Source organism: Paenibacillus humicus NBRC 102415 (genome assembly GCF_004000905.1).
Taxonomy (GTDB): Bacteria; Bacillota; Bacilli; order Paenibacillales; family Paenibacillaceae; genus Paenibacillus_O; species Paenibacillus_O humicus.
This window is the reverse complement of record NZ_BIMD01000033.1, coordinates 41,084-63,677: the sequence shown is the minus strand read 5'-3', so window position 1 is coordinate 63,677 and position 22,594 is coordinate 41,084. Positions and strand designations below refer to the sequence as shown.

Here is a 22,594-nt window from a genome sequence, read left to right as displayed (position 1 = left end):
TCGCCAAGCACAGAGAGAAGCCTGATCCGCGAGCAATCGCCGATCAGGCTTTTTTTGATGTTTTTTCTCCATCTTCATCAAAGAGACATGCCTGCATGGATAGCAGAAAACCAAATGAACCTTAAAAACGTGTAAAGTTAAGGGGGGAAATCGTTTGCGGCGTTGAAAATCCGCCCCATTAAAAAGGATACAAGTGGGAAATAAATACAATATGTGTCATAATACATCTATACCTAACATCTTGGGGAAGCGGGTGCAGGATGAAGATCAGAACATTGAAGCCGGAAGAATTCGACGAGCATATGAAGCTGAGCCAATACGCCTTTCAAATCGAGCTTTCCGCAGAGGAGCTGGAGCAGGCCAGAGCAAGAGCCAGGTGCGAGGAAGTTATCGTCGGTGTCGAGCAGGAACGGATCGTCTCCCAGGTCAGAATCATTCCCCTCGAGGTGAACTGGAACGGCATCGTGCTGAAGATGGGAGGCATCTCTTCGGTCGCAAGCTGGCCGGAATCGAGGCGCTCCGGGCATGTGGGCAAGCTGCTCCGTCATGCGATGGAGGAAATGAAAGCGAACGGCCAATCCATATCGATGCTGGCGCCGTTTTCGATCGGCTTTTACCGCAAATACGGCTGGGAGCTGTTCATCGACCGGGTCAAGTACACCTTGGCGACGGACAAGCTGCCTCAACGAATGCAAAACAACGGCAAAGTCGAGCGGATTCAAGTCCGCGATCATGCCGAACTTCTGGGCATCCTTTATCAGACCTATTCGGAGAGCTTCAATGGCACGCTGGCCCGAACTGCGGATTGGTGGGAGCATTCGGTCTTCAAGCGGAAGAAAGGGGATGCGGTGCTGTACCGGTCCCAGAACGGCACGCCGGAAGGGTATGCCCTTTACAAGGTGAAGGAGAGGCGTCTCGACATTCATGAGCTCGTCTATCTTACGGAAGAAGCGAGGGTGGGGCTTTGGAATTTCTTCAGCAATCATGATTCCATGATCGATTCCGCCGTGCTCCATACCTACTCGGGAGATCCGCTGCCTTATCAGCTTAACGATCCGCGCATCGAACAGAGCATCCATCCTTATTTCATGGTTCGCATCGTCGATGTCCAATCGCTCGTCAAGCAGCTTTCGTTCCAGCCTGGAGTCCGCGATCAATTCGTCCTCCAGATTCATGACGAGGATGCATCCTGGAATGACGGATTGTGGATGCTTGACATCACGGAAGAGGGCAAGGGCAGCCTTTCCCGGTATCAGGATGGAACCTCCTCCAAGCGTTTGGATCTCTCCATCGGAACTTTGGCTGCTCTTCTCATCGGATACAAGCGCGCCAGGGATCTGCAGCAGATGGATCATATCTCGGGTCCGCGCTCGGAGGCCGTCCGGCTGGGCAGCCGTATCCCTGAGGCGATGACGAATTTCATGGACTTCTTTTAACCGTGTATAAAGCGGGCCGTCTTATCCCAAGCTGGTAACACAGCAGGGAGAGGCGGCTTTTTTTCATCTGGATGGCAGCAGTGGAAGTTTCCTTGACCTTTTCTAAAAAAGGAGTATAATCAAGATATAAGTCAAAGAAAGTCAAAGTCAGTTGAGTCTGATCCCGCCTTATGCAAGGCGAAGATCCTTTTCTTCCGGTCCCCGTTCGCGGGTCGTAATTTGCGCCGATGAGGGAATGCTACAGGGACGCATCCGGCCTTTGGCTGTTTGGCTTCTACCCGCAATTCAAGAAAAATCCTGAAGGTGCCCCGGCATAGGGAGGTGGGTGATATGCGAAACATTTCCGATGCATTGGAGCAGCATTTGAAGCAGCTGCTTCAGGACAGTCCCGAAGGTGCGGTGGAAATACAGCGCAACGAATTGGCGGACAGCTTCTCCTGCGTACCGTCGCAGATCAATTATGTCATCAGTACCCGTTTCACGCTTGAGAAGGGATACCTCGTGGAGAGCAAGCGAGGGGGAGGAGGCTACATCCGGATCCAACGGATCGAGCTGCCTGCGCTCAAAGCCATCCACGGCCATATTCATCATACGATCGGCAATCAAGTCGATCAAAGCGCCGCCGAAGGACTTATTTACCAGTTGGAGGAAGCCTTGTTCATTTCCAAGCGAGAAGGCAGCCTGCTCCGGGCGGCTGTATGCCGGGAGTCGATCGCGATCAAGCTGCCGCAGCGCGACGAGCTTCGAGCCAGGCTGCTGAAGGCGATGCTCATCTCGCTTCTGGGTAAGCAATAGAGAAGGACCGGTGAGGAGGGACGCGGCATGCTTTGTCAGGAATGCGGCAAAAGGCCGGCAACGCTTCATTTTACCAAGATCGTAAACGGAGAAAAAACGGAATTCCATATTTGCGAAGCCTGCGCCCGCGAAAGGGGCGAAGGCATTCCGGGAGCTCCGAACGGCTTTTCCATCCACAGCCTGCTGTCGGGGCTTATGGATTTCGAGCCTGCGGGAAGCTTGGCTGGGACGAAGCAGGCGGTGCCGCGCTGCGAGGAGTGCGGACTCACGTATTCTCAGTTCTCCAAGCTCGGAAGATTCGGCTGCAGCTCCTGCTACAAGCACTTCGGGGAAAGGCTCGATCCTCTGTTGAAGAGAGTGCACGGGAACACGGTCCATGTCGGAAAGATTCCCCGCCGCTCGGGCGGAAGGATTCAGACACAGAGGGAAATCGACAGGCTGAGGCAGGAAATGAAGAACTCGATCCAGAAAGAAGAGTTCGAAGCCGCCGCCAAGCTCAGGGACAAAATCCGCGAGCTGGAGAAGCAGATCAAGGAAGCCTGATCGTTGGAAGCATCCAGATAGACATCATAAGCGCAGCTTCCGCAAGGCGGCTGCACGGTAGGGAGGGATTGGATTGGCAGCCAACCGGTTTGCCCAGACGGCGCTGAGCGAGTGGATGAAGGGAGACGGACCCGATTCGGATATCGTCTTCAGCAGCCGCGTAAGAATCGCCCGCAACCTGCACAATTATCCCTTTCCGATTCTGGCCACCAGCCAGCAGTCCGCGGAAGTGATGAGCAAGCTTGCTTCTGTGGCGCAGGAAGGAAAGCTGGAGCCGATCGGCCCGTTCGAGACGATCGTTCTTTCGGATCTCAGCGAGCTGGAGCGCAGGGTGCTGGTGGAGAAGCATCTGATCAGTCCCGCGCTGGCGAACGAAGCCCGTGCGGGAGCGGTCGTCATGAGCGAGAACGAATCCGTCAGCATTATGATTAACGAAGAGGATCATTTGCGCATTCAATGTTTATATCCCGGTTTCCAGGTCCAGGAGGCATGGAAGCTTGCCAGCAAAATCGACGACATTTATGAGGAAGCAGTCGACTATGCTTTTGATGAGAGACGCGGATTTCTGACCAGCTGCCCCACCAACGTGGGAACCGGCATTCGCGCATCCGTCATGATGCATCTGCCGGCGCTCGTGCTCACGCATCAGATCAACCGGATCCTGTCCGCCATTACCCAAGTGGGTCTGGCTGTGAGGGGGCTGTACGGCGAGGGAAGCGAGGCGCTCGGCAATCTGTTCCAGATTTCCAACCAGATTACGCTGGGACAGTCGGAGGATGAAATCATCGACAATCTGCATGGGGTCGTGAGGCAGATCATCGAGCATGAAAAAGCGGCCCGCGAGCGTCTTCAGGCGGAATCGCGCCTGCGGCTCGAGGATCGGGTGATGAGATCTTACGGCATCCTGTCTCATGCGGCGATCATGGACTCCAAGGAATCGGCCCAGAGACTGTCGGATGTCCGTCTTGGCATCGACCTGGGCATGATTCGGGAAGTTTCCCCGCAGGTTATGAATGAGTTGATGGTAATGACCCAGCCTGGCTTCCTGCAGCAGGCATTCGAGGAGAAATTGAATACGGAGCAGCGCGATGCAAGGCGCGCGGATCTCATCCGCAGCCGGCTGCTCCCTGTAACCCATGATGGAGGTGCTTACGAATGATGTTTGGACGATTTACGGAACGTGCGCAGAAGGTGCTTGCTCTCGCCCAGGAAGAGGCGGTGCGGCTTGGACATAACAATATCGGCACGGAGCATATTCTGCTCGGCCTCATTCGGGAAGGCGAAGGCATCGCGGCCAAAGCTCTGATCGCGCTCGGCCTGGGACTCGAGAAAATACAGGACGAGGTGGAATCGCTCATCGGCCGCGGCCAAGAGCAGCCCAGCAACATCGCCTACACGCCCCGTGCGAAGAAGGTCATCGAGCTGTCCATGGACGAAGCCCGCAAGCTGGGGCACACGTACGTCGGCACGGAGCATATTCTGCTCGGCCTTATCCGCGAAGGCGAAGGCGTGGCCGCCCGCGTGCTGAACAACCTCGGCATCAGCCTGAACAAGGCGCGGCAGCAAGTGCTGCAGCTGCTCGGCAGCAGCGAGGCGGTATCGAGCAACCACGGAGCGCCGGCCAACGTCAGCACGCCGACCTTGGACGGCCTCGCACGAGACCTGACCGCTTCCGCCCGTGAGAACAACCTGGATCCGGTCATCGGCCGCAGCAAGGAGATCGAGCGCGTCATCCAGGTTCTCAGCCGCCGGACGAAGAACAATCCGGTGCTGATCGGCGAGCCCGGCGTCGGCAAGACGGCGATCGCCGAAGGTCTGGCGCAGAAGATCATCGCCAACGAAATTCCCGAGACGCTTCGCGACAAGCGCGTCATGACGCTGGACATGGGCTCTGTCGTGGCAGGCACCAAGTATCGCGGCGAATTCGAGGACCGGCTCAAGAAAATCATGGATGAGATCCGCCAAGCGGGCAATATCATCCTGTTCATCGACGAGCTGCACACGTTGATCGGCGCAGGCGGCGCTGAAGGCGCCATCGACGCCTCCAACATCCTGAAGCCGGCTCTCGCACGCGGCGAGCTGCAGTGCATCGGCGCGACTACTCTCGACGAGTACCGCAAGTACATCGAGAAGGATGCCGCCCTCGAGCGCCGCTTCCAGCCGATCACGGTGGATCAGCCTACCCCGGACGAAGCGATTCAGATCCTGCATGGACTTCGCGATCGTTACGAAGCCCATCACCGCGTGAAAATCACGGATGAATCCATTGTGGCGGCAGTCAAGCTGTCCGACCGGTACATCACCGACCGCTTCCTGCCGGACAAAGCGATCGACCTGATCGACGAAGCCAGCTCCAAGGTCCGCCTGCATACCTATACGATCCCGCCGGATCTGAAGCAGATGGAGGGACGCCTCGACGAGGTGCGCAAGGAGAAGGATGCGGCCGTTCAGAGCCAGGAATTCGAGAAGGCCGCGGCGCTCCGCGACACGGAGCAGAAAATCCGCGAAGAGCTCGACACGACGAAGAACACGTGGAAAGAAAAGCAGGGACGCACGGATTCCGAAGTAACGCCGGAGGACATCGCTCAGGTCGTCGCCAACTGGACGGGTATCCCGGTCAGCAAGCTGGCTGAGGAAGAAACCGAGCGCTTGCTGAAAATGGAAGAGATTCTGCACAGCCGCCTCATCGGCCAGGAGGATGCCGTCAAGGCCGTCTCCCGCGCCGTTCGCCGCTCCCGTGCCGGACTCAAGGATCCGAAGCGTCCGATCGGCTCCTTCATTTTCCTCGGACCTACCGGCGTCGGCAAAACCGAGCTGGCCCGCGCTCTGGCCGAGGCGATGTTCGGTGACGAGAATGCGGTCATCCGCATCGACATGTCGGAATACATGGAGAAACATTCCACTTCCCGCCTCGTTGGCGCTCCTCCGGGATACGTCGGCTACGAGGAAGGCGGCCAGCTGACCGAGAAGGTCCGCCGCAAGCCTTACTCCGTCGTGCTGCTGGACGAAATCGAGAAGGCGCATCCGGAAGTGTTCAATATTCTGCTGCAGGTTCTGGAGGACGGCCGCCTGACCGATTCCAAAGGCCGTGTAGTCGATTTCCGGAATACGCTGATCATCATGACGTCCAACGTCGGCGCCGATCAGATCAAGCGCAACTCGACGCTCGGATTTACGGCCCAGCATGATGCCGGACGCGAGTTCAACCAGATGAAGGAAAAAGTGATGGGCGAGCTGAAAAAGAGCTTCCGTCCCGAATTCCTGAACCGGATCGACGAGTCCATCGTGTTCCACTCCCTCGCAGAGGAGCATATCGCCCGTATCGTGACGCTGATGTCCGACGAGCTGCGCAAGCGGCTGCGCGAGCAGGAAGTCGACTTCGACCTCACGGACAGAGCGAAAACGTTTCTCGCCAAGGAAGGCTTCGATCCTGCCTACGGCGCGCGTCCGCTGCGCCGTGCGATCCAGAAGCATATCGAGGACCGGTTGTCCGAAGAGCTGCTGATGGGCAATATCAAGAAAGGCGATATGCTGGTGATCGACGAGGAGAACGGCGGCCTGACCGTCAAGCCTCATCCGGAACAGCATAAAGCCGAGCAGGAAGAAACGGCAGCGAAGTAAGCAGCGGCCATCTTCCGCAATTGCAGGGCTGTATATGCCGGAAATCCTTCCTAACGCACTGCGGAAAAGCCCCTCTTCCTTTTGGGAAGAAGGGCTTTTTTTGCGGCTCGGGTTCAGAAGGGCAATAAGTCTTCACAGCGGAATCGGAAACCGAGGGGGCAGGCGTCCGTTTGTACCCGGCTTCCAAGGCTGTTAAACTGAGAAAATAGCGTTCCCATTTCTCGCAAGGAGGCGAAAGGATATGATCGTCGTAACGAACACGATTCAGATTAAGTCGGGCTTTGGAGAACAGGTGGCGGAAAGGTTCAAAAATCCGAAAGGCGTCCATACGATGCCGGGCTTCGCGGGCATGGAGCTGCTGCTCGACCGCAAGGAGGAATCGGACGAGCTGAAGGTCGTGACGCATTGGACGGACAAGGCCAGCTTCGACAACTGGGTGAACAGCGATTCGTTCAAGCAAGCGCATGCGCGGCGGGCTCCTGAGGGAGCGGAGAACGCAGCTCCGGCCGGAGGAGCGCAGCCGATGGGCGGCACGGCGGCAGACGGGACTCCGGCATCAGGGCATGCGGCGTCAGCAGCGTCGGGGCATCCTGCTGGAGCCGGCGGCCATGACGGCAGCGGCGCTCCGGAAGCGGGGCATGGAGCCGCAACGGCAAGCGCGCCGAATCCAAAGGATCTGATGCTTGGCTCCAAGCTGAGCATTCATGAGGTTCTGTTCCGTCTGGGAGCGGAATAGTAAAAAAGCAGTCTCCTCTATGTGGAGGAGACTGCTTTTTTGTTGTTCGCCGCAGTCCGTCATCAGCCGTGGCCCAGCGGCAGGAAGGGCAGAAGGAACAAGCCGAGTATGCTTCCGCTGACAGTAATCCAGAGCAGCGCGTAGCGGTTTCGAAGCACTCCCTTGCGGACACAGTGCATGACGAGGCCGACGAAGAGCAAGGCGATGGCGATCAGGGCGAGTCTCAGCAGATCGGGCATGGGATGTCCCTCCTTGGGATCATGGAAATGAGTTCGCATGACGAGCTTGTACGGGCTCTAATCCGTTGTATATAGGCTTAGCATCGGCCATTGAATCGCAGGTTATACGTAGAGGCGGCTGGATCTAGGAAGCGGAGAAGAGGATGAAGCCTGGCGTGTGGGCAGTGTTTTTTTGAATCATGCAACGGTCATATTTCTATCTTATTTAAGCTTCTATCGATCGGTGCAGGAGCTTATTTCTCTATTTTTATTTATTGCCGCAGGTTGAATTTAGGAAGTAATAAATTGAAATGAAATAGAACGATTCAACTTTATAGTTGTATATGTTCAACCTAAAGGATGAAACCGCAAAAAAGATAGGAATAATTGAATTCCCACCTTAAATTAGCGACGAATTATGAAATGGTTAAGGACTGAACGGCCGTACAGCCAGGGCGCGATCAGTGGCCTTTCATGAAGGAAGGGCCCAAAATGACGGCGAGCTGGGCGAGAGCGACAGCGCTCCAGAGAAGCGCTTGGCGAAGCGGGACTTTGCGGTTTTTCCATTGGAAGGCTGCTCCCGCGGACAATGTCAGAACGACAGCGAACAAGAAGGTCCTCATGCATTCCATCCCCTTTGCACAGGTAATGAAACCAGTATAGAGGCCGGTTCTTAACATCGGGCCGACGGTGATCTTAACTTATTCTTAATCGCCCGCTCCGGCTTCTGCCGGTTGGGCGTCTGAGCCGCAAGGAAGAGGAAGGCGGACGATGAATTCGGTCTTGCGCCTGGAGCTGGTTGCGGACGCCGTTCCTCCATGCAGATCCAGTATGCTCTTGACGATGGCAAGCCCGATGCCGCTGCCGCCTGTCGCCTTGGAGCGGGAGGCGTCGACTCGGTAGAAGCGCTCGAACAGCCGCGGGAGCTGGTCCTGCGAAATCGGCTCGCCATAGTTGCGGAAGATGATTTCCGCAGCAGGCTCAAGCTCGTCCCTGCGCAGAAGGATGTCCAGCGCCCCTCCGTCTGCCCCATAACGAATCGCATTGCTGATCAGATTCTCGAAGACGCGGAGCAGCAGCTCCGGATCCACTTCCACGATGAGGGGGCCGTCTGCGGGATGGACGCGGCAGGCCATGTCGGCTTCCTCCAGCGCCGGCATGAATTCTTCGGCAAGCTGCCCGAGAAAGGGGTTGAGATCGACGGTTTCGCGCTGGAGCGGAAAACCGCTGCTGGTGACGCGGGTATATTCGAACAGATCGTCGATCAGCTTGCGCAGCACGAGAGATTTTTCATAGGCGATATGGACATACTGCCGCATCTCGACCTCGTCGCGGTAACGGTCGTCCTCGATATATTCCAGAAACCCCAGCACCGAGGTGAGCGGGGTGCGAAGATCATGGGACACCCCGGTAATGAGGTCGTCCTTGGCTTGCACGGCAGCCCGCTCCTCTTCCTGGGCGAGCTGCAGCCTGCGGGCCATTTCGTTGACGCTGCGCGCAACGACCCCGAGCTCATCGCTGCTGCTCTCGTCGATGCGGTGGGACAGATCTCCTGCCGAGATCGCCTGCAGGGCGCTCGTCAGGGTGTCGAAGCGCTTGATGATGCCCCTGGACAAGGAAAAGAACAAAAAGATGAACAGCAGCAGTCCGACGATGACCCGAACCGGGCCGGAGCCGATCCCATTGATGGTGTAGGCCAGCGCCTTCGTCAGGAAAAAGGATTTGGACGGATTGAACCGGATGAGCAGCTCCGCCAAGTAATTGCCCAGCAAAAGAAGGACTCCCATGCCGAGCAGGCTGGCGGCGAAGCTGAGGATGAATTTCCATAGAAAGGTTTGAAAGATGCGGCTGGCCAAAGATGTGCCTCCCTCATAGACGGACGTCGTTCTGCGGCTTTGCGAGTTGAATGTGGACGATGAGCCGGCGGCCGGGACATGCCGGGCCCCGACATGAGCATCGGCATCATTTGAATGCGTCCGGGTATTGGAGCTTCAACGTATCGAGCATGCTCTCGCTCCCTACAGCTTCTCCATTTTGTAGCCGACGCCCCATACGGTCTTGATGTACCTGGGATGCCTCGGATCGGCTTCGATCTTCTCCCTCAGCTTGCGGATATGGACCATGACGGTATTTCCCGCTTCAAAAAAAGTTTCCTGCCAAATCATCTCGTACAGCTGCTCGATGCTGTACACCCGGCCGGGATTGCGCCCGAGCAGCTCCAGGATGGAGAATTCCCGGGGCGTAAGCCGCACCTCCTGGCCCTCGACCGTCACTTCCCGCGTCGCGGAGTTGAAGGTGACGCCGTCGATCGTGACGGCATCCGGCGAGGCGGCGTCGCCGGCGGCGGCTCCATAGATGCCGTATCGGCGCAGCTGGCTTTTGATCCGGGCGAGCAGCTCCAAAGGGCTGAACGGCTTGGACACATAATCGTCGGCCCCGACGCTGAGGCCGTGGATTTTGTCGATCTCCTCGCTTTTGGCGGACAGGAAAATAATCGGCATCTGCCGGATTTCCCGAATCGCCATGCAGGTGTCGATTCCGTTCATGCCGGGCATCATGACATCGAGCACGACGAGATCCACTTTTTCCTTCCGGATGATGTCCAGAGCCTCTCCTCCGCTTGCAGCGGTCAGAAGGCGGAACCTTTCCTGCTTGAGGTAAAGCCCCATCAGCTTGACGATTTCGGGCTCGTCATCGACGAGCAGCACCGTTTCTTCGTTCATGGCTCACCGCTCCCTCTCTCTTTTCTGTCAGTATAACGGAAAAGATCTTATCTTTTTCTTAGATTCCCGGACATCGGCGAGAACGGAGCGCCAGCGGCTCCTGCTCGAAAGAATGTTCGCATGATTTTCTTTTGTTGCGGCCTCTGAAATGGTAAACTTTGAAGGTACGTCATATCCGTAAAAGGAGCCTTCGATGGCCAAACTAAAAGTGAAATTCGCCTGTACGGAATGCGGAACGGAATCGCCCAAATGGCTGGGAAAATGCCCCGGCTGCGGCGCCTGGAACACGATGGTGGAGGAAAAGGAGACGGTGGTCAAAACCGCCGGCGTCGGATTATCCTCTCCAATGGCCCGCGGGACGAAAGAAAAGCCGCGTTCCATCATAGACATAGATACCGGGCATGAGCCCCGCATCGAAAGCAGCATCGGGGAGCTGAACCGGGTGCTGGGCGGCGGGGTCGTGCCCGGCTCCCTCATACTCGTCGGCGGCGACCCCGGCATCGGCAAGTCGACGCTGCTGCTGCAGACCTCCCATGCATTGTCGGCCGCCGGACTCAAGGTGCTCTATATATCGGGCGAGGAATCCGTTCGCCAGACCAAGCTCCGCGCCGATCGCCTCGGCGCGCTGAGCGCGTCGCTGTTCGTGCTCTGCGAGACGAACATGGAGCATATCAATGATGCCATCGATACCGTCCAGCCGGATTTTCTCGTCATCGACTCGATCCAGACCGTCTATGACCCCAGCGTCCAGTCCGCACCGGGCAGCGTCGCCCAGGTGAGGGAATGCACGGCCCACTTCATGCGCGTCTCCAAGCTGGGCGGCATTGCGACCGTGCTGGTCGGACATGTCACCAAGGAGGGAGCGATCGCCGGCCCGAGGCTGCTGGAGCATATGGTGGACTGCGTCCTTTACTTCGAGGGGGAGCGCCATCATTCCTACCGCCTGCTTCGCGCCGTCAAAAACCGCTTCGGCTCCACCAACGAGATCGGCATCTTCGAGATGGGCGAGAGCGGGCTGCGCGAAGTGGCGAACCCGTCGGAGCTGTTCCTGTCGGAGCGGCCTCTGGGCGTCTCCGGCTCCACCGTCGTGGCGAGCATGGAGGGCACGAGGCCTGTGCTCGTGGAGCTCCAGGCGCTGGTCGCGCCTACGCATTTTCCGTCGCCGCGACGGACGTCCACCGGCTACGACCACAACCGGATGGCGCTGATCATCGCCGTGCTCGAAAAAAGAATCGGGCTGTTCCTGCAGACGCAGGATGCATACCTGAACGCCGCCGGCGGAGTGCGCCTTGACGAGCCCGCTGTCGATCTGGCCGCCGCCGTGGCGCTTGCTTCCAGCTTCAAGGATGCGCCGACGCGTCCATTCGACGTCGTCTTCGGCGAGGTGGGGCTTACCGGCGAGGTGCGGGCTGTCTCCCGAGCCGAGCAGCGGGTCAAGGAAGCCCAGAAGCTGGGCTTCAAGCGGGTCATCATGCCCGAGAAAAGCCTCAAGGGCTGGAAGCCGCCGGACGATATAACGATTGTCGGCGTGAATACCGTATCCGAAGCATTGCGCGCGGCGCTGGAATAGGGGGTTCGCTGGAAATCATGAAAGAGAACAGAGAGATCGAAATTACGAATCAGCTGCTGCAGCTGGTCGCGCCGGGCACCGCTTTCCGCGAAGGGCTGGACAATGTGCTGCGGGCGAAGACAGGCGCGCTGCTCGTCGTCGGCTACAGTCCCGAGGTGATGGAGGTCGTGGACGGCGGGTTTTCCATCAATTGCGACTTTTCCCCGAACTATCTGTACGAGCTGGCCAAGATGGACGGGGCCATCATCCTGAGCGAGGATCTCAAGAAGATCCTGTATGCGAATACGCAGCTGATTCCGGACCCGTCGATTTCGTCGATCGAGACCGGGATCAGGCACCGCACCGCGGAGCGGGTGGCCAAGCAGACGGGCAAGCTGGTGGTATCAATTTCGCAGAGGCGTAATATCATCACCTTGTATATGGGTAATCTAAGGTATTCCCTGAAGGACATGGGCGTTATTCTTACGAAGGCGAATCAGGCGATCCAGACGCTGGAAAAGTACAAGGCGGTGCTGAGGCAGTCGTTCACGAATCTGTCGGCGCTTGAATTCGAGGAATTGGTGACGCTGCAGGAGGTCGCGCATGTCATCCACCGGGTGGAGATGGTGCTGCGGATCAAAATGGAGATCAAGCGGTACGTCAACGAGCTCGGCACCGAAGGCCGTCTGATCAGCATGCAGATGGAAGAGCTCATCGGAGGCGTGGAGGAGGATGCCTGGTTCCTGCTCAAGGATTACGCCCGCGACAACAGCGACGAGAAAATCCGGGACATCCGGACCGGGCTCAAAAAGCTCAGCAACGACGAGCTGATGGACGCGCCTCATGTCATTCGGCTGCTCGGCTATCCGCAAGGAGCGACGATTGCAGATGAGGCCGTCCATCCGCGCGGCTACCGCCAGATGTACCGGATTCCGCGGCTTCCGCTCATCATCATGAACAATCTGATCGAGAAATTCGGAAATCTGCCCAATATCGTCATGGCGACGATCGGCGAATTGGACGAAGTGGACGGAATCGGCGAGGTGCGCGCCCGGGCGATCAAGGAAGGATTGCGCCGGATTCAAGATCAAATGTTCATTGACAGACAAATCTGATTCCCCTAGAATGGGGGAATGCCGACAGGAGGGCTTGGATGATGGTGGATTTTTTTCCATCGATGTCCATGATATCCCAAGGCATAGTAGAGATGAGGTGGAAATGAAGTGTTTGCAAAATCATTGCCGAGTCTTTTTACCATAGGCAACCTGTTCCTCGGGATCGTCGCCATCATTATGGTGTTCAATGAAAAGCCTGAAGTCGCCGCCATGATGGTCATCGTCGCCATGCTTCTGGACGGGGTCGACGGCCGCGTCGCCCGCGCGCTCAATGTTCAAAGCGAATTCGGCAAGGAGCTCGATTCCTTGTCCGATATCATATCGTTCGGTGTCGCCCCTGCTTTCATCATGTATGTCGTGGCATTTCAGGATCTCAGCTCGCAGCCGGCCGCCTGGATCGTGACCGCGATCTTCCCGATCTGCGGCGCGCTCCGGCTCGCCCGGTTCAACGTCATCTCCGGCATTCCGGGCTACTTCGTCGGCCTGCCGATTCCGGCAGCAGGGGGCGTTCTGGCTACGCTGGCTCTGTTCTACACGGATATCCAGCCCTGGGTGCTGATGGCGAGCACGCTCGTTCTCGCGCTGCTGATGGTCAGCACGGTGAAGTACCCGAACTTCAAGAAGATCGGACTGCCCAAGGGCGCGATCTGGAGCATACCGATCGTCGTCGTCATTGCGGTCGTGCTCGGCGTCGCTTTCCCGAACCAGATCTCCAAGATCATCTTTGTGCCGCTGCTGCTCTATGCGCTGTACGGCCTAAAAAAAAACGTTAATGTCCAGGGACGCCTGCGCCGCCGCAGATCCCGCCGTTCCGAAGGCGAAGAAGAGAACGTCCGCAAGCGGAGCGTCTAGCATCCTCCTGCCGCTGGCATGGATCGGCTCCTGCGATGCAGCAGCCGCTTCCTGACCCGGTGCCGAATTTCGGTGCCGGGTTTGTTGGTTGTATATGGAGCTTCTGTCCTGCCTGGGATGAGGCTCGCCGATTGCCGGCCACAGCCTTTCTCATTGGAGAAAGCAAATAAAAAGCAGTCCGTCCTCCATTGGAGAATGGACTGCTTTTTCAATGTCCGGATAGGAATTCCGGTTCAGGTCAAATTGAAAATGCCGAGCGTAGAGCATTTATCGGATTCGGCGGACAGAACCTCGCCGAGATCGATTTCCAGCAGATTGCAGAGCGCGGACATGTAGAACAGGTGGCGTCCCAGCTCGTTTTTCAGCACATCACGGCAGTTCTCGCACACATGGCCGTCCATGTGTGTGCCCAGAAGCTGCTTGGCGCTCTCAAGCTCGGGATCGTCCGAATAAGGCTGCTTGCTGGCCTGGATTTCAATACAGCCGCATTCGGTCACGGCTTTCGTGACAGCGCGGTTGACAGCTGCGCCCGTCTGTCCGAACTTGGACAGGACATCGAGCATGCTCCGGTGACGCAGGAGCAATTCCGATACTTGCTGCTGAAACTCTTGGAGCGTTGGAGCGCTCATCGGTATCCACCTCTTTCGCGATTTTTGCTGCTATGGGAATGCATGTCATGGGACGAGCATGCGATTTCATCCGCCGTATGCTGGACGGCGATGGCCTGAATCCATTATAAGCCCGCCCTGTCCAGAATACAAAAACGAAATCGCCATTATGAGAAATCCTTCATGACGCGTCTTTCGCAGGACTTGCGGCGCATGGACGGGAATGAGGCCCGCCCGTCGCCTGCTGCTGCAAAATTGTTGCTTGGATGCGACGGTTTAGCCTTCTCCAAATTGGAACATACTGGCTAATGGAGGTGGCATAAGCGATGATAAAACGTATTCTGCAATTACTCGGTATCGTATTCGGCGGCATGATCGGCTCTCAGTTCGGCAATGGAACAGGCGGAGCGCTTCCGGCCGGCCTTGGAAGCTACAGCCCTCTCGCAGGGAGCTACGGTTCTTTCGGATTTTACACCGGCCTGGCGACAGGCGCGCTGGCGGGCCTGCTGCTGGCGACCGCCCTTGCCGGAAGACTGGAGAGAATGCTCGGGGAAGGCGTGCGGCGCGCTTCCGACATGCCGGCGGCGGATCTGCTGGCAGGCGCGGCGGGATTGACCGGCGGCCTTGTCCTTTCGGCTCTGCTCTATCCCTCGGTATCCCAGCTTCCGGGGGCGGCGGCGACGATCGCTCCGGCGCTGCTGACTTTGGGACTCGGCTACGTGGGACTGAGCGTCGGGCTGAGGAAGAAGGAAGAGCTGACGGAAGGGCTCCACGCGATGATGCAGCCGAAGGCGCTGCCCGTTCCGGAGAAGGAAGAGCATGTCAATTTCGAAGAACACAAGATCATGGACACAAGCGTCATCATCGACGGCCGGATCGCGGATATTTGCAAGACCGGCTTCATCGAGGGGACGCTCGTCATTCCCGAGTTCGTCCTCGAGGAGCTGCAGCATATCGCCGATTCCTCCGATCTGCTCAAGCGCAACCGCGGCCGCCGCGGCCTGGACATCTTGAACAAGATCCAGAAGGAGCTCGACGTGAAGGTTCTCATCTACGAAGGGGACTTCGAGGAGATCGGCGAGGTGGACAGCAAGCTCGTCAAGCTGGCCAAGCTGCTGCGGGGCAAGGTGCTCACGAACGACTTCAACCTCAACAAGGTTTGCGAGCTGCAGGGAGTGTCGGTGCTGAACATCAACGATTTGGCCAATGCGGTCAAGCCGGTCGTGCTGCCGGGCGAGGAAATCGTCGTGCAGATCATCAAGGACGGCAAGGAGCATGGACAAGGAGTCGCCTATCTCGACGACGGCACGATGATTGTCGTGGAGGGCGGCAGGGATTACATCGGCATGACGATGGAGGTGCTCGTGACGAGCGTGCTCCAGACTTCGGCGGGACGGATGATCTTCGCAAAGCCCAAGCTGTTGGAAAAAGCGCTGTAACAGGGTATGATAGGGAATAAACGTTACAGCGGGAAGTGAGCTTCGGAAGATGGACAAGCAATATGGCGGCGAGCAAGCCGCAACCTCTCAGGCCGCCCCGGGCGCCGCGTCTTCGGATGCGGCGCTTGTCGGCTTCCGGGAGGCCTGCTGGGGAGCCGTCATCGTGGCGGCCGGACGCGGCACGCGGATGGGCACGCCGGAGAGCAAGCAGTTCCTGCTGCTGCGGGGCAAGCCGGTGCTGGTCCATACGCTGGAGCTGTTCCAGAGGATGGACGCCATCCGGGAGATCGTGCTCGTCACGGGAGCGGCGGATGCCGAACGTTGCCGCCGCTGGTGCGGGGAGTACGGCTTGACCAAGGTGGCCGCGATCATGGAGGGCGGCTCCGAGCGCCAGCATTCCGTGCGGATCGGCCTGGACTCGCTCTCGGCGGATTGGGCGCTTGTCCATGACGGCGTCCGGCCGCTCGTCAGCGAGGCTGCGGTGTCCGCTTGCCTGGCGCGTGCCGAGGAGACCGGCGCGGCCGTGCTCGCCGTGCCGGTCAAGGACACGATCAAGAAGGTGGACGCGGCGGGCATCATCGAATCGACGCCGGACCGGAGCAGCTTGTGGGCGATCCAGACCCCGCAAGCTTTTCGCCGCGCCCGTCTCAGGGAAGCCCATGAACGGGCGCTTGCGGACGGCTTTCTCGGTACGGACGACTCCATGGTCGTGGAGCGGCTCGGAGATCCGGTCGCCGTAGCCGAAGGGGAATATACGAATATCAAGATTACGACCCCGGAAGATCTGCCCTACGCGGAATTTCTTCTGGAGCAGAGGGAGAGGGGACGATAGAGATGATTAGAGTGGGACAAGGATTCGACGTGCATCAGCTGGTGGAGGGCCGTCCATGCATTATCGGGGGCGTCGCCATTCCATTCGAAAAAGGGCTGCTCGGCCATTCCGATGCCGACGTGCTGCTGCATACCGTAGCGGATGCGGTGCTCGGCGCGCTTGCGCTCGGCGATATCGGCAAGCATTTCCCGGACACCGATCCGGCGTTCAAGGATGCCGACAGCGTCAAGCTGCTGGAGCATGTGTGGGCGCTTGCAGTCCAGCGGGGATATGCGCTCGGGAACCTGGATTGCACGATTATCGCGCAGGCTCCCAAAATGGCGCCGTACATTCCCGCGATGGTGGAAGTGATCGCCCGCGTGCTGGGAGCGGAGCAGGACCAGGTGAACGTCAAGGCGACGACGACGGAACGGCTCGGATTTCCCGGACGGGGCGAGGGAATCGCCGCTCAGGCGGTTGTCTGCCTCGTGAAAAATATGCTATGATGGCACTTATTTTAGGCGGTTAAGTGCAGCCGTACAGTCCGCTCAGGCAAGCGGAACAGGATACCGACCGGCTCGCTGTCGAACCCGTATTTCCTCATCCTGCTTATGCGCAGTGGAACTCGGTTTCATAGGCGGACGCCGCGTTTTCACCTCCATGTTGCCGCTGCCTCCAGCGCCGCAATGGTTCCACTTACATAAATAGCGTTCATAGGGCGAGGCCCCGGGACGAAAACAAGAACGAAATGGGGAATTCAAGATGGCAGACCAAGGAACGCAGGAAATCCGCGTCCGTTATGCTCCGTCGCCGACGGGGCATCTGCATATCGGCAACGCGCGCACCGCGCTGTTCAACTATCTGTTCGCCCGCAGGCACGGCGGCAAGTTCATCGTCCGTATCGAGGATACGGACGTGAAGCGCAACGTGGCCGGCGGCGAGGAGAGCCAGCTGAAGTACATGAGCTGGCTCGGCATCACCTGGGATGAAAGCATCGATGTCGGCGGCGGCTACGGACCGTACCGCCAGACCGAACGCCTCGACATCTACAGCCGGTACTGGCAGCAGCTGCTCGACGAGGGCAAGGCTTACCGCTGCTACTGCACGGAAGCAGAGCTCGAGCGGGAGCGGGAAGAGCAGAGCGCGCGCGGCGAAACCCCGCGCTATTCGGGCCGCCACCGAAATCTGACTGCCGAGCAGCAGGCTGGCTTCGAAGCGGAAGGACGCGTCGCGAGCATCCGCTTCCGCGTGCCGGAAGACCGCACATATACATGGAACGACATGGTCAAGGGAACGATCAGCATCGACACCAAGGAAACCGGAGATTTCGTCATCGTGAAGAAGGACGGCATCCCGACCTACAACTTCGCGGTTGCGGTCGACGACCATCTCATGAAGATCTCCCACGTGCTCCGCGGCGAGGACCATATCTCCAATACGCCGCGCCAGCTGATGATCTACGAGGCTTTGGGCTGGGAGCCGCCGCTGTTCGCCCACATGACGCTGATCGTGAACGAATCCCGCAAGAAGCTGAGCAAGCGGGACGAGTCCATCATCCAGTTCATTGAGCAGTACGAGAATCTCGGCTACCTGCCGGAGACGCTGTTCAACTTCATCGCCTTGCTGGGCTGGTCGCCGGAGGGCGAGCAGGAGCTGTTCACCCGCGAGGGGCTCGTGGAGGCGTTCGACGAGTCGCGCCTCAGCCGCAGCCCGGCCGTGTTCGACACGAACAAGCTGGCCTGGATGAACAACGAATACATCAAGTCGCTGGAGCTTCCCCGCCTTGTCGACCTCTGCCTGCCGCATCTGCAGAAGGCGGGCCGGGTATCGGAGGCGCCTGAGGCCGGCGAGCGCGAATGGGCGGCCGACCTGATCGGCCTCTACCGCGACAAGCTGCGCTGGGGAGCCGAGATCGTGCCGCTGACCGAGCTGTTCTTCCTGGAATCGTTCGAGGACGAGGCTGAGGCTGTCGCCGTGCTGGAGGAAGAAACGGTGCCGACGGTGCTGGGAGCCTTCCTGTCCGGCGTCGAGACGCTGGAGCCCGAAGCCTGGAACGAGGAGGGCATCAAGGCGCTCATCAAGTCGGTCCAGAAGGAAACCGGCTGTAAGGGCAAGTCGCTCTTCATGCCGATCCGGGCCGCGGTCACCGGGCAGACGCACGGACCGGACCTCAACCGCACCATCTCGCTGCTGGGCCGGGCCAAAGTCGCACAGCGGCTGCGCGCCCGCTTGGGCTGAGGACGGCCCCGCATATATTTCCGCGCTCCGGCTTCTTGCACTTTGCGGGTTATCGGGTATACTACAAGTAATTGAACCTTTTTACAGGCTTTGACCAGGAGAGAACCGCCATATCCGGGATTGCAGAGAGGACAACCGCCACGCATCCGGCCGCAGCATATCGCGACGCGCCGGGAAGGTGACGGCTGGGAGTTGTCCATTCCGGCGGCGGGTTCATGCACCTGCGAGCCTTGCTCCGATCTTGCGGAAGCTTCTCTTCCGCTCGGGTAGGCGGCAACGCATGGCCGGCGTTACAGGCTACGAGACAGGGCCGCCAGGCATCCTGACCCGCTTGAGACCGCTTCGCGCGCGTTTCTCCCGGGCGGATGCGGCCCTGTGCCGCAGAGTGGGACCGCGTCTGTACGCCTCTGCAGCCTTCGGGCTGCGGAGGCTTATTTTTTGATTGGACGGAAGAAAGCTTGGATCATCTCGCCCGAAGGGGGCTGAAGCCGATGTTGCGTCACATGAAATCCGATATACGGGCCGTGTTCGACAACGACCCCGCTGCGCGCAGCGTGTTCGAGGTGATCTTCACCTATTCGGGACTGCATGCCATCTGGGCGCATCGCGCCGCGCATTATTTGTTCAAGCGCAAATGGTTCACGGCCGCCCGCATCATCTCTCAGGTCAGCCGGTTCATGACCGGAATCGAAATCCATCCCGGGGCCAGAATCGGCAGCCGCCTGTTCATCGACCACGGCATGGGCGTCGTCATCGGGGAGACTTGCGAGATCGGGGACGACGTCATCATCTATCAGGGCGTCACCCTCGGCGGCACGGGCAAGGAAAAGGGCAAGCGCCATCCTACCATAGGCAGCAATGTCGTCATCGGCTCGGGAGCGAAGGTTTTAGGATCGTTCCAGGTTGGAGACTATTCCAATATCGGTTCCAACGCCGTCGTTCTCCGGGAGGTGCCCGAGAACAGCACGGTCGTAGGCAACCCGGGCCGCATCGTCAAGCGCAACGGAGAAAAGGTCGGCGACAGGCTCGACCATGCGAAGCTGCCCGATCCGCTCATTGAGATGATCCGGAGCATGCAGAATGAAATCAATTCCCTCAAGGCGGAGGTCGACCGGCTCAAGCAGCCTGCGGCGCCCGTTCGTGAATATATGGAGGAACCGGTGAAATTCCGGTAAGCGGAGGCGAAGCGTAAATGAGTTTGGAAATCTACAATACGATGAGCAGAACCAAGGAAACGTTCAAGTCGCAAGAGCCGGGCAAGGTCAAAATGTACGTATGCGGCCCGACGGTCTACGACTATATCCATATCGGCAACGCGCGGCCCGCGATTTTCTTCGACGTCGTGCGCCGTTATCTGGAAGCGGTCGGATACGAGGTCAACTACGTCGTCAACTTCACCGACGTGGACGACAAGATGATCCGCAAGGCGGAGCAGCTCGGCATTACGGTGCCGGAGCTCGCGGACACGTTCATCTCCGCCTATTACGAGGACACGGAAGGGCTCGGCGTCCGCCGTGCGTCGCTGAATCCCCGCGTCATGGAGCATATGCCGGAAATCATCGCTTTCGTCCAGGATCTCGTCGACAAGGGAGCGGCCTATGAAAGCGGCGGCGACGTCTATTTCCGGACGAAATCCTTCGCGGACTACGGCCAGCTCTCCCACCAGAACATGCAGGAGCTGCAGATGGGCATCCGCATCGGCATCGACGAGCGCAAGGAGGATCCGCAGGATTTCGTTCTGTGGAAGGGCGCCAAGCCGGGAGAGATCAAATGGGACAGTCCATGGGGGCCGGGCCGTCCGGGATGGCATATCGAATGCTCTGCGATGGCGAAGCGGCATCTGGGCGATACCCTCGACATCCATGGCGGAGGCAACGACCTGCAGTTCCCGCATCATGAGTGCGAATGCGCCCAGTCCGAGACGCTGAGCGGCAAGCCGCTCGCCAACTATTGGATGCATAACGGCTTCATCAACATCGACAACCAGAAGATGTCCAAGTCGCTCGGCAACGGCATTACGGTCCATGACATGCTGACCCGGATCAAGCCGGAAGCGATCCGTTACTTCATGCTTTCCGGCCATTACCGTTCGCCGCTCAACTTCAGCGACGACACGGTAGAGCAGGCGCTCGGCAGCGTGGAGCGGATCGCCAATTGCCGCACCAACCTGCTGCACCGGCTGGCGGCGGTCGGCGGTTCCATGGAAGCCGATGCAGCCGTCGATGCCCCAGGCAGCGGCTCCGCCGGCCTAGGCTCGCTCCGGTTCGTGCCGGATTCCGGAAATGCCGAGCTGGATGAACGGCTTCTGGAGCTGAGCGGCCGCTTCACAGCCAAAATGGACGATGATTTCAATACGCCCGATGCCATCACGGTGCTGTTCGATCTGGTGACCGAAGCGAACCAGCATCTGCAGCGGCCTGTCGTGACGGCCCGGGAGGCGCTTGCGCTCATCGGGCTGATGGACGCCATGGACCGCGTGCTCGGCTTGCTTCCGGCCGCGTCCGAACAGCATGGACTGCTGGATGCCGAGGTGGATGCGCTGATCGTCGAGCGGACGGAAGCGCGCGCTTCGAAGAACTGGAAGCGCGCGGACGAAATCCGCGACCTGCTGGCAGAGCAAGGCATCCTGCTGGAGGACACTCCGCAGGGCATCCGGTGGCGCCGCAAATGAACGAGCCTGTGAAGGAACAAAGCCGAGAGCTTCCCTACGAGCCGCCTTCCAAGACGCCGGAGCTGCTGAACCCCATCGTGCTCGCTTACGCCGGCGATGCGGTGTTCGAGCTGCTGGTGCGCCAGCATCTGCTCGCCCAGCCGAATCTCAAGCCGCATCATCTCCATCGCGAGGCGACCGGAATGGTGTCGGCCAAAGGGCAGCGGCAGCTGCTGGAGCGCTGGGCGCCGATGCTGTCGGAGGAGGAGGCCGACATCGTCAGGCGCGGCCGCAACGCCAAGTCCGGCCAGTCTCCGCGCAATGCGGATCCGGCCGATTACAAGCAGGCGACCGCTCTGGAGAGTCTGATGGGGTATTTATATTACAAAGGCCGGACCGAACGGATCCGGGAGTTGATGGCGGCCGCTTTCTCCGAGAAGGAAGCGGAACGCGGAAAGGAGACTGGGAATGGCCAGTGACAGGCAGAAGAAGGAACAGAACGACCAGAACGAGCAGGAGCAGCAGGAATGGATCGCGGGCAAACATCCCGTCCTGGAGGCGCTCCGCTCGGGCCGCGAGCTGAATAAGATCTGGATCGCCGACACGGTGCAGAAGCCGTCGGTATCCCCGATCATGGCCGAAGCCAAGAAAGCGGGAATCGTCGTCCAGTTCGTGGACAAGCGCAAGCTCGACCAGTTGGGCCTTGAAGTTTCCCATCAAGGGGTCGTAGCCCAGGCGGCGGCCTACCGGTATGCCGAATTGGAAGAGCTGCTGCAGCGGGCCAAGGACCGCGGCGAGACGCCACTGCTGCTCATTTTGGATGAGATCGAGGATCCGCATAACCTGGGCTCCATTCTGAGGACGGCGGAATGCACCGGCGTGCACGGAGTCATCATTCCGAAGCGCCGCGCGGCCGGCTTGACGGCAACCGTATGGAAAACCTCCGCCGGAGCGGCCGAGCATGTGCCGGTGGCGCGAGTGACCAATCTCGCCCAGACGATCGAGAGCCTGAAGCAGGAGGGAATCTGGATTGCGGGCGCGGACGTGTCGGCGCAGCAGGATGTGTACAAGACCAGTTTCGACCTTCCGCTTGCCCTCGTCATCGGCAACGAAGCCAAAGGCATGGGCCGGCTGATCCGCGAGAAATGCGATTTCCTCGTCAAGCTCCCGATGCTGGGCCAGCTCAATTCGCTCAACGCCTCCGTGGCCGCCGGCGTGCTCATGTACGAGGTCGTCCGGCAGCGCCGGGGCGTCTAGCTG

At 59.0% G+C, this 22,594-nt stretch carries 22 protein-coding genes; 17 read left to right on the top strand and 5 right to left on the bottom strand.

What is annotated here, in order from left to right; translation table 11 throughout:
* Nucleotides 1-260: 260 nt before the first annotated feature.
* The 6 genes from PHU01S_RS18195 (at nt 261) to PHU01S_RS18170 (ending at nt 7,131) form a co-directional block, all read left to right on the top strand.
* Nucleotides 261-1,436 (top strand): GNAT family N-acetyltransferase, encoded by a 1,176-nt coding sequence (locus PHU01S_RS18195; RefSeq protein WP_048743658.1) that lies wholly within the window; start codon nt 261-263, stop codon nt 1,434-1,436.
* Between the two features lie 330 nt (nt 1,437-1,766).
* Nucleotides 1,767-2,231, top strand: coding sequence for a CtsR family transcriptional regulator (locus tag PHU01S_RS18190; RefSeq protein WP_048743656.1), 465 nt, complete (start codon nt 1,767-1,769; stop codon nt 2,229-2,231).
* 27 nt (nt 2,232-2,258) lie between these two features.
* Nucleotides 2,259-2,774 (top strand): protein-arginine kinase activator protein McsA, encoded by a 516-nt coding sequence (mcsA, locus tag PHU01S_RS18185; RefSeq protein WP_021878512.1) that lies wholly within the window; start codon nt 2,259-2,261, stop codon nt 2,772-2,774.
* A gap of 73 nt (nt 2,775-2,847) precedes the next feature.
* On the top strand, nt 2,848-3,933 hold the full coding sequence (mcsB, locus tag PHU01S_RS18180; protein WP_127508992.1) for a protein-arginine kinase McsB: 1,086 nt from the start codon (nt 2,848-2,850) through the stop codon (nt 3,931-3,933).
* Nucleotides 3,930-6,395: an ATP-dependent protease ATP-binding subunit ClpC gene (clpC, locus tag PHU01S_RS18175; protein ID WP_021878514.1), complete on the top strand. Its 2,466-nt coding sequence runs from the start codon at nt 3,930-3,932 to the stop codon at nt 6,393-6,395. The genes mcsB and clpC overlap by 4 nt, the downstream gene beginning before the upstream one ends.
* Before the next feature lie 241 nt (nt 6,396-6,636).
* A complete protein-coding gene (locus PHU01S_RS18170; RefSeq protein ID WP_048743653.1) occupies nt 6,637-7,131 on the top strand; it encodes an antibiotic biosynthesis monooxygenase in 495 nt (164 codons plus the stop codon).
* Nucleotides 7,132-7,193: 62 nt separating this feature from the next.
* Here PHU01S_RS18170 and PHU01S_RS25870 read toward each other — a convergent pair whose 3' ends face one another.
* The 4 genes from PHU01S_RS25870 to PHU01S_RS18160 form a co-directional block, all read right to left on the bottom strand.
* Nucleotides 7,194-7,370, bottom strand: coding sequence for a hypothetical protein (locus PHU01S_RS25870; protein WP_157054003.1), 177 nt, complete (start codon nt 7,368-7,370; stop codon nt 7,194-7,196).
* A gap of 440 nt (nt 7,371-7,810) precedes the next feature.
* Entirely contained in the window at nt 7,811-7,972 is a 162-nt protein-coding gene (locus tag PHU01S_RS25865) for a hypothetical protein (RefSeq protein WP_157054004.1), read from the bottom strand.
* Between the two features lie 84 nt (nt 7,973-8,056).
* Entirely contained in the window at nt 8,057-9,205 is a 1,149-nt protein-coding gene (locus PHU01S_RS18165) for a sensor histidine kinase (RefSeq protein ID WP_246029270.1), read from the bottom strand.
* Between the two features lie 162 nt (nt 9,206-9,367).
* The gene (locus PHU01S_RS18160; protein WP_048743650.1) at nt 9,368-10,072 is read right to left on the bottom strand and encodes a response regulator transcription factor; all 705 of its coding nucleotides are present in this window, start codon (nt 10,070-10,072) and stop codon (nt 9,368-9,370) included.
* Between the two features lie 193 nt (nt 10,073-10,265).
* Between PHU01S_RS18160 and radA the strand changes: the two genes are divergently transcribed.
* The 3 genes from radA to pssA all read left to right on the top strand — a co-directional run bounded on the left by radA (nt 10,266) and on the right by pssA (nt 13,588).
* Nucleotides 10,266-11,642 (top strand): DNA repair protein RadA, encoded by a 1,377-nt coding sequence (radA, locus tag PHU01S_RS18155; protein ID WP_021878520.1) that lies wholly within the window; start codon nt 10,266-10,268, stop codon nt 11,640-11,642.
* A 17-nt stretch (nt 11,643-11,659) separates the two neighbouring features.
* A complete protein-coding gene (disA, locus tag PHU01S_RS18150; RefSeq protein WP_021878521.1) occupies nt 11,660-12,736 on the top strand; it encodes a DNA integrity scanning diadenylate cyclase DisA in 1,077 nt (358 codons plus the stop codon).
* A 108-nt stretch (nt 12,737-12,844) separates the two neighbouring features.
* Complete coding sequence (gene pssA, locus PHU01S_RS18145; RefSeq protein WP_021878522.1) at nt 12,845-13,588, top strand: CDP-diacylglycerol--serine O-phosphatidyltransferase; 744 nt, start codon at nt 12,845-12,847, stop codon at nt 13,586-13,588.
* A gap of 233 nt (nt 13,589-13,821) precedes the next feature.
* On the opposite strand, the gene PHU01S_RS18140 is transcribed toward pssA, so the two are convergent.
* Nucleotides 13,822-14,217, bottom strand: coding sequence for a nucleoside triphosphate pyrophosphohydrolase family protein (locus tag PHU01S_RS18140; protein ID WP_021878523.1), 396 nt, complete (start codon nt 14,215-14,217; stop codon nt 13,822-13,824).
* Nucleotides 14,218-14,522: 305 nt separating this feature from the next.
* Here PHU01S_RS18140 and PHU01S_RS18135 point away from each other — a divergent pair, with 305 nt between their 5' ends.
* From PHU01S_RS18135 to rlmB, 8 genes are all read left to right on the top strand, one after another.
* The gene (locus PHU01S_RS18135) at nt 14,523-15,635 is read left to right on the top strand and encodes a PIN/TRAM domain-containing protein (RefSeq protein WP_021878524.1); all 1,113 of its coding nucleotides are present in this window, start codon (nt 14,523-14,525) and stop codon (nt 15,633-15,635) included.
* Nucleotides 15,636-15,684: 49 nt separating this feature from the next.
* A complete protein-coding gene (gene ispD / locus PHU01S_RS18130; RefSeq protein WP_127508989.1) occupies nt 15,685-16,467 on the top strand; it encodes a 2-C-methyl-D-erythritol 4-phosphate cytidylyltransferase in 783 nt (260 codons plus the stop codon).
* 2 nt (nt 16,468-16,469) lie between these two features.
* Entirely contained in the window at nt 16,470-16,952 is a 483-nt protein-coding gene (gene ispF / locus PHU01S_RS18125; RefSeq protein WP_048743647.1) for a 2-C-methyl-D-erythritol 2,4-cyclodiphosphate synthase, read from the top strand.
* Between the two features lie 256 nt (nt 16,953-17,208).
* On the top strand, nt 17,209-18,684 hold the full coding sequence (gene gltX, locus PHU01S_RS18120; protein WP_127508986.1) for a glutamate--tRNA ligase: 1,476 nt from the start codon (nt 17,209-17,211) through the stop codon (nt 18,682-18,684).
* Between the two features lie 491 nt (nt 18,685-19,175).
* Nucleotides 19,176-19,859: a serine O-acetyltransferase gene (gene cysE, locus PHU01S_RS18115; protein ID WP_174806382.1), complete on the top strand. Its 684-nt coding sequence runs from the start codon at nt 19,176-19,178 to the stop codon at nt 19,857-19,859.
* 17 nt (nt 19,860-19,876) lie between these two features.
* On the top strand, nt 19,877-21,355 hold the full coding sequence (gene cysS, locus PHU01S_RS18110) for a cysteine--tRNA ligase (RefSeq protein ID WP_127508983.1): 1,479 nt from the start codon (nt 19,877-19,879) through the stop codon (nt 21,353-21,355).
* Nucleotides 21,352-21,813: a Mini-ribonuclease 3 gene (locus PHU01S_RS18105; protein WP_048743642.1), complete on the top strand. Its 462-nt coding sequence runs from the start codon at nt 21,352-21,354 to the stop codon at nt 21,811-21,813. Before cysS ends, PHU01S_RS18105 begins: the two co-directional genes overlap by 4 nt.
* Nucleotides 21,803-22,591, top strand: coding sequence for a 23S rRNA (guanosine(2251)-2'-O)-methyltransferase RlmB (gene rlmB / locus PHU01S_RS18100; protein WP_048743641.1), 789 nt, complete (start codon nt 21,803-21,805; stop codon nt 22,589-22,591). Before PHU01S_RS18105 ends, rlmB begins: the two co-directional genes overlap by 11 nt.
* Nucleotides 22,592-22,594 lie beyond the last annotated feature (3 nt).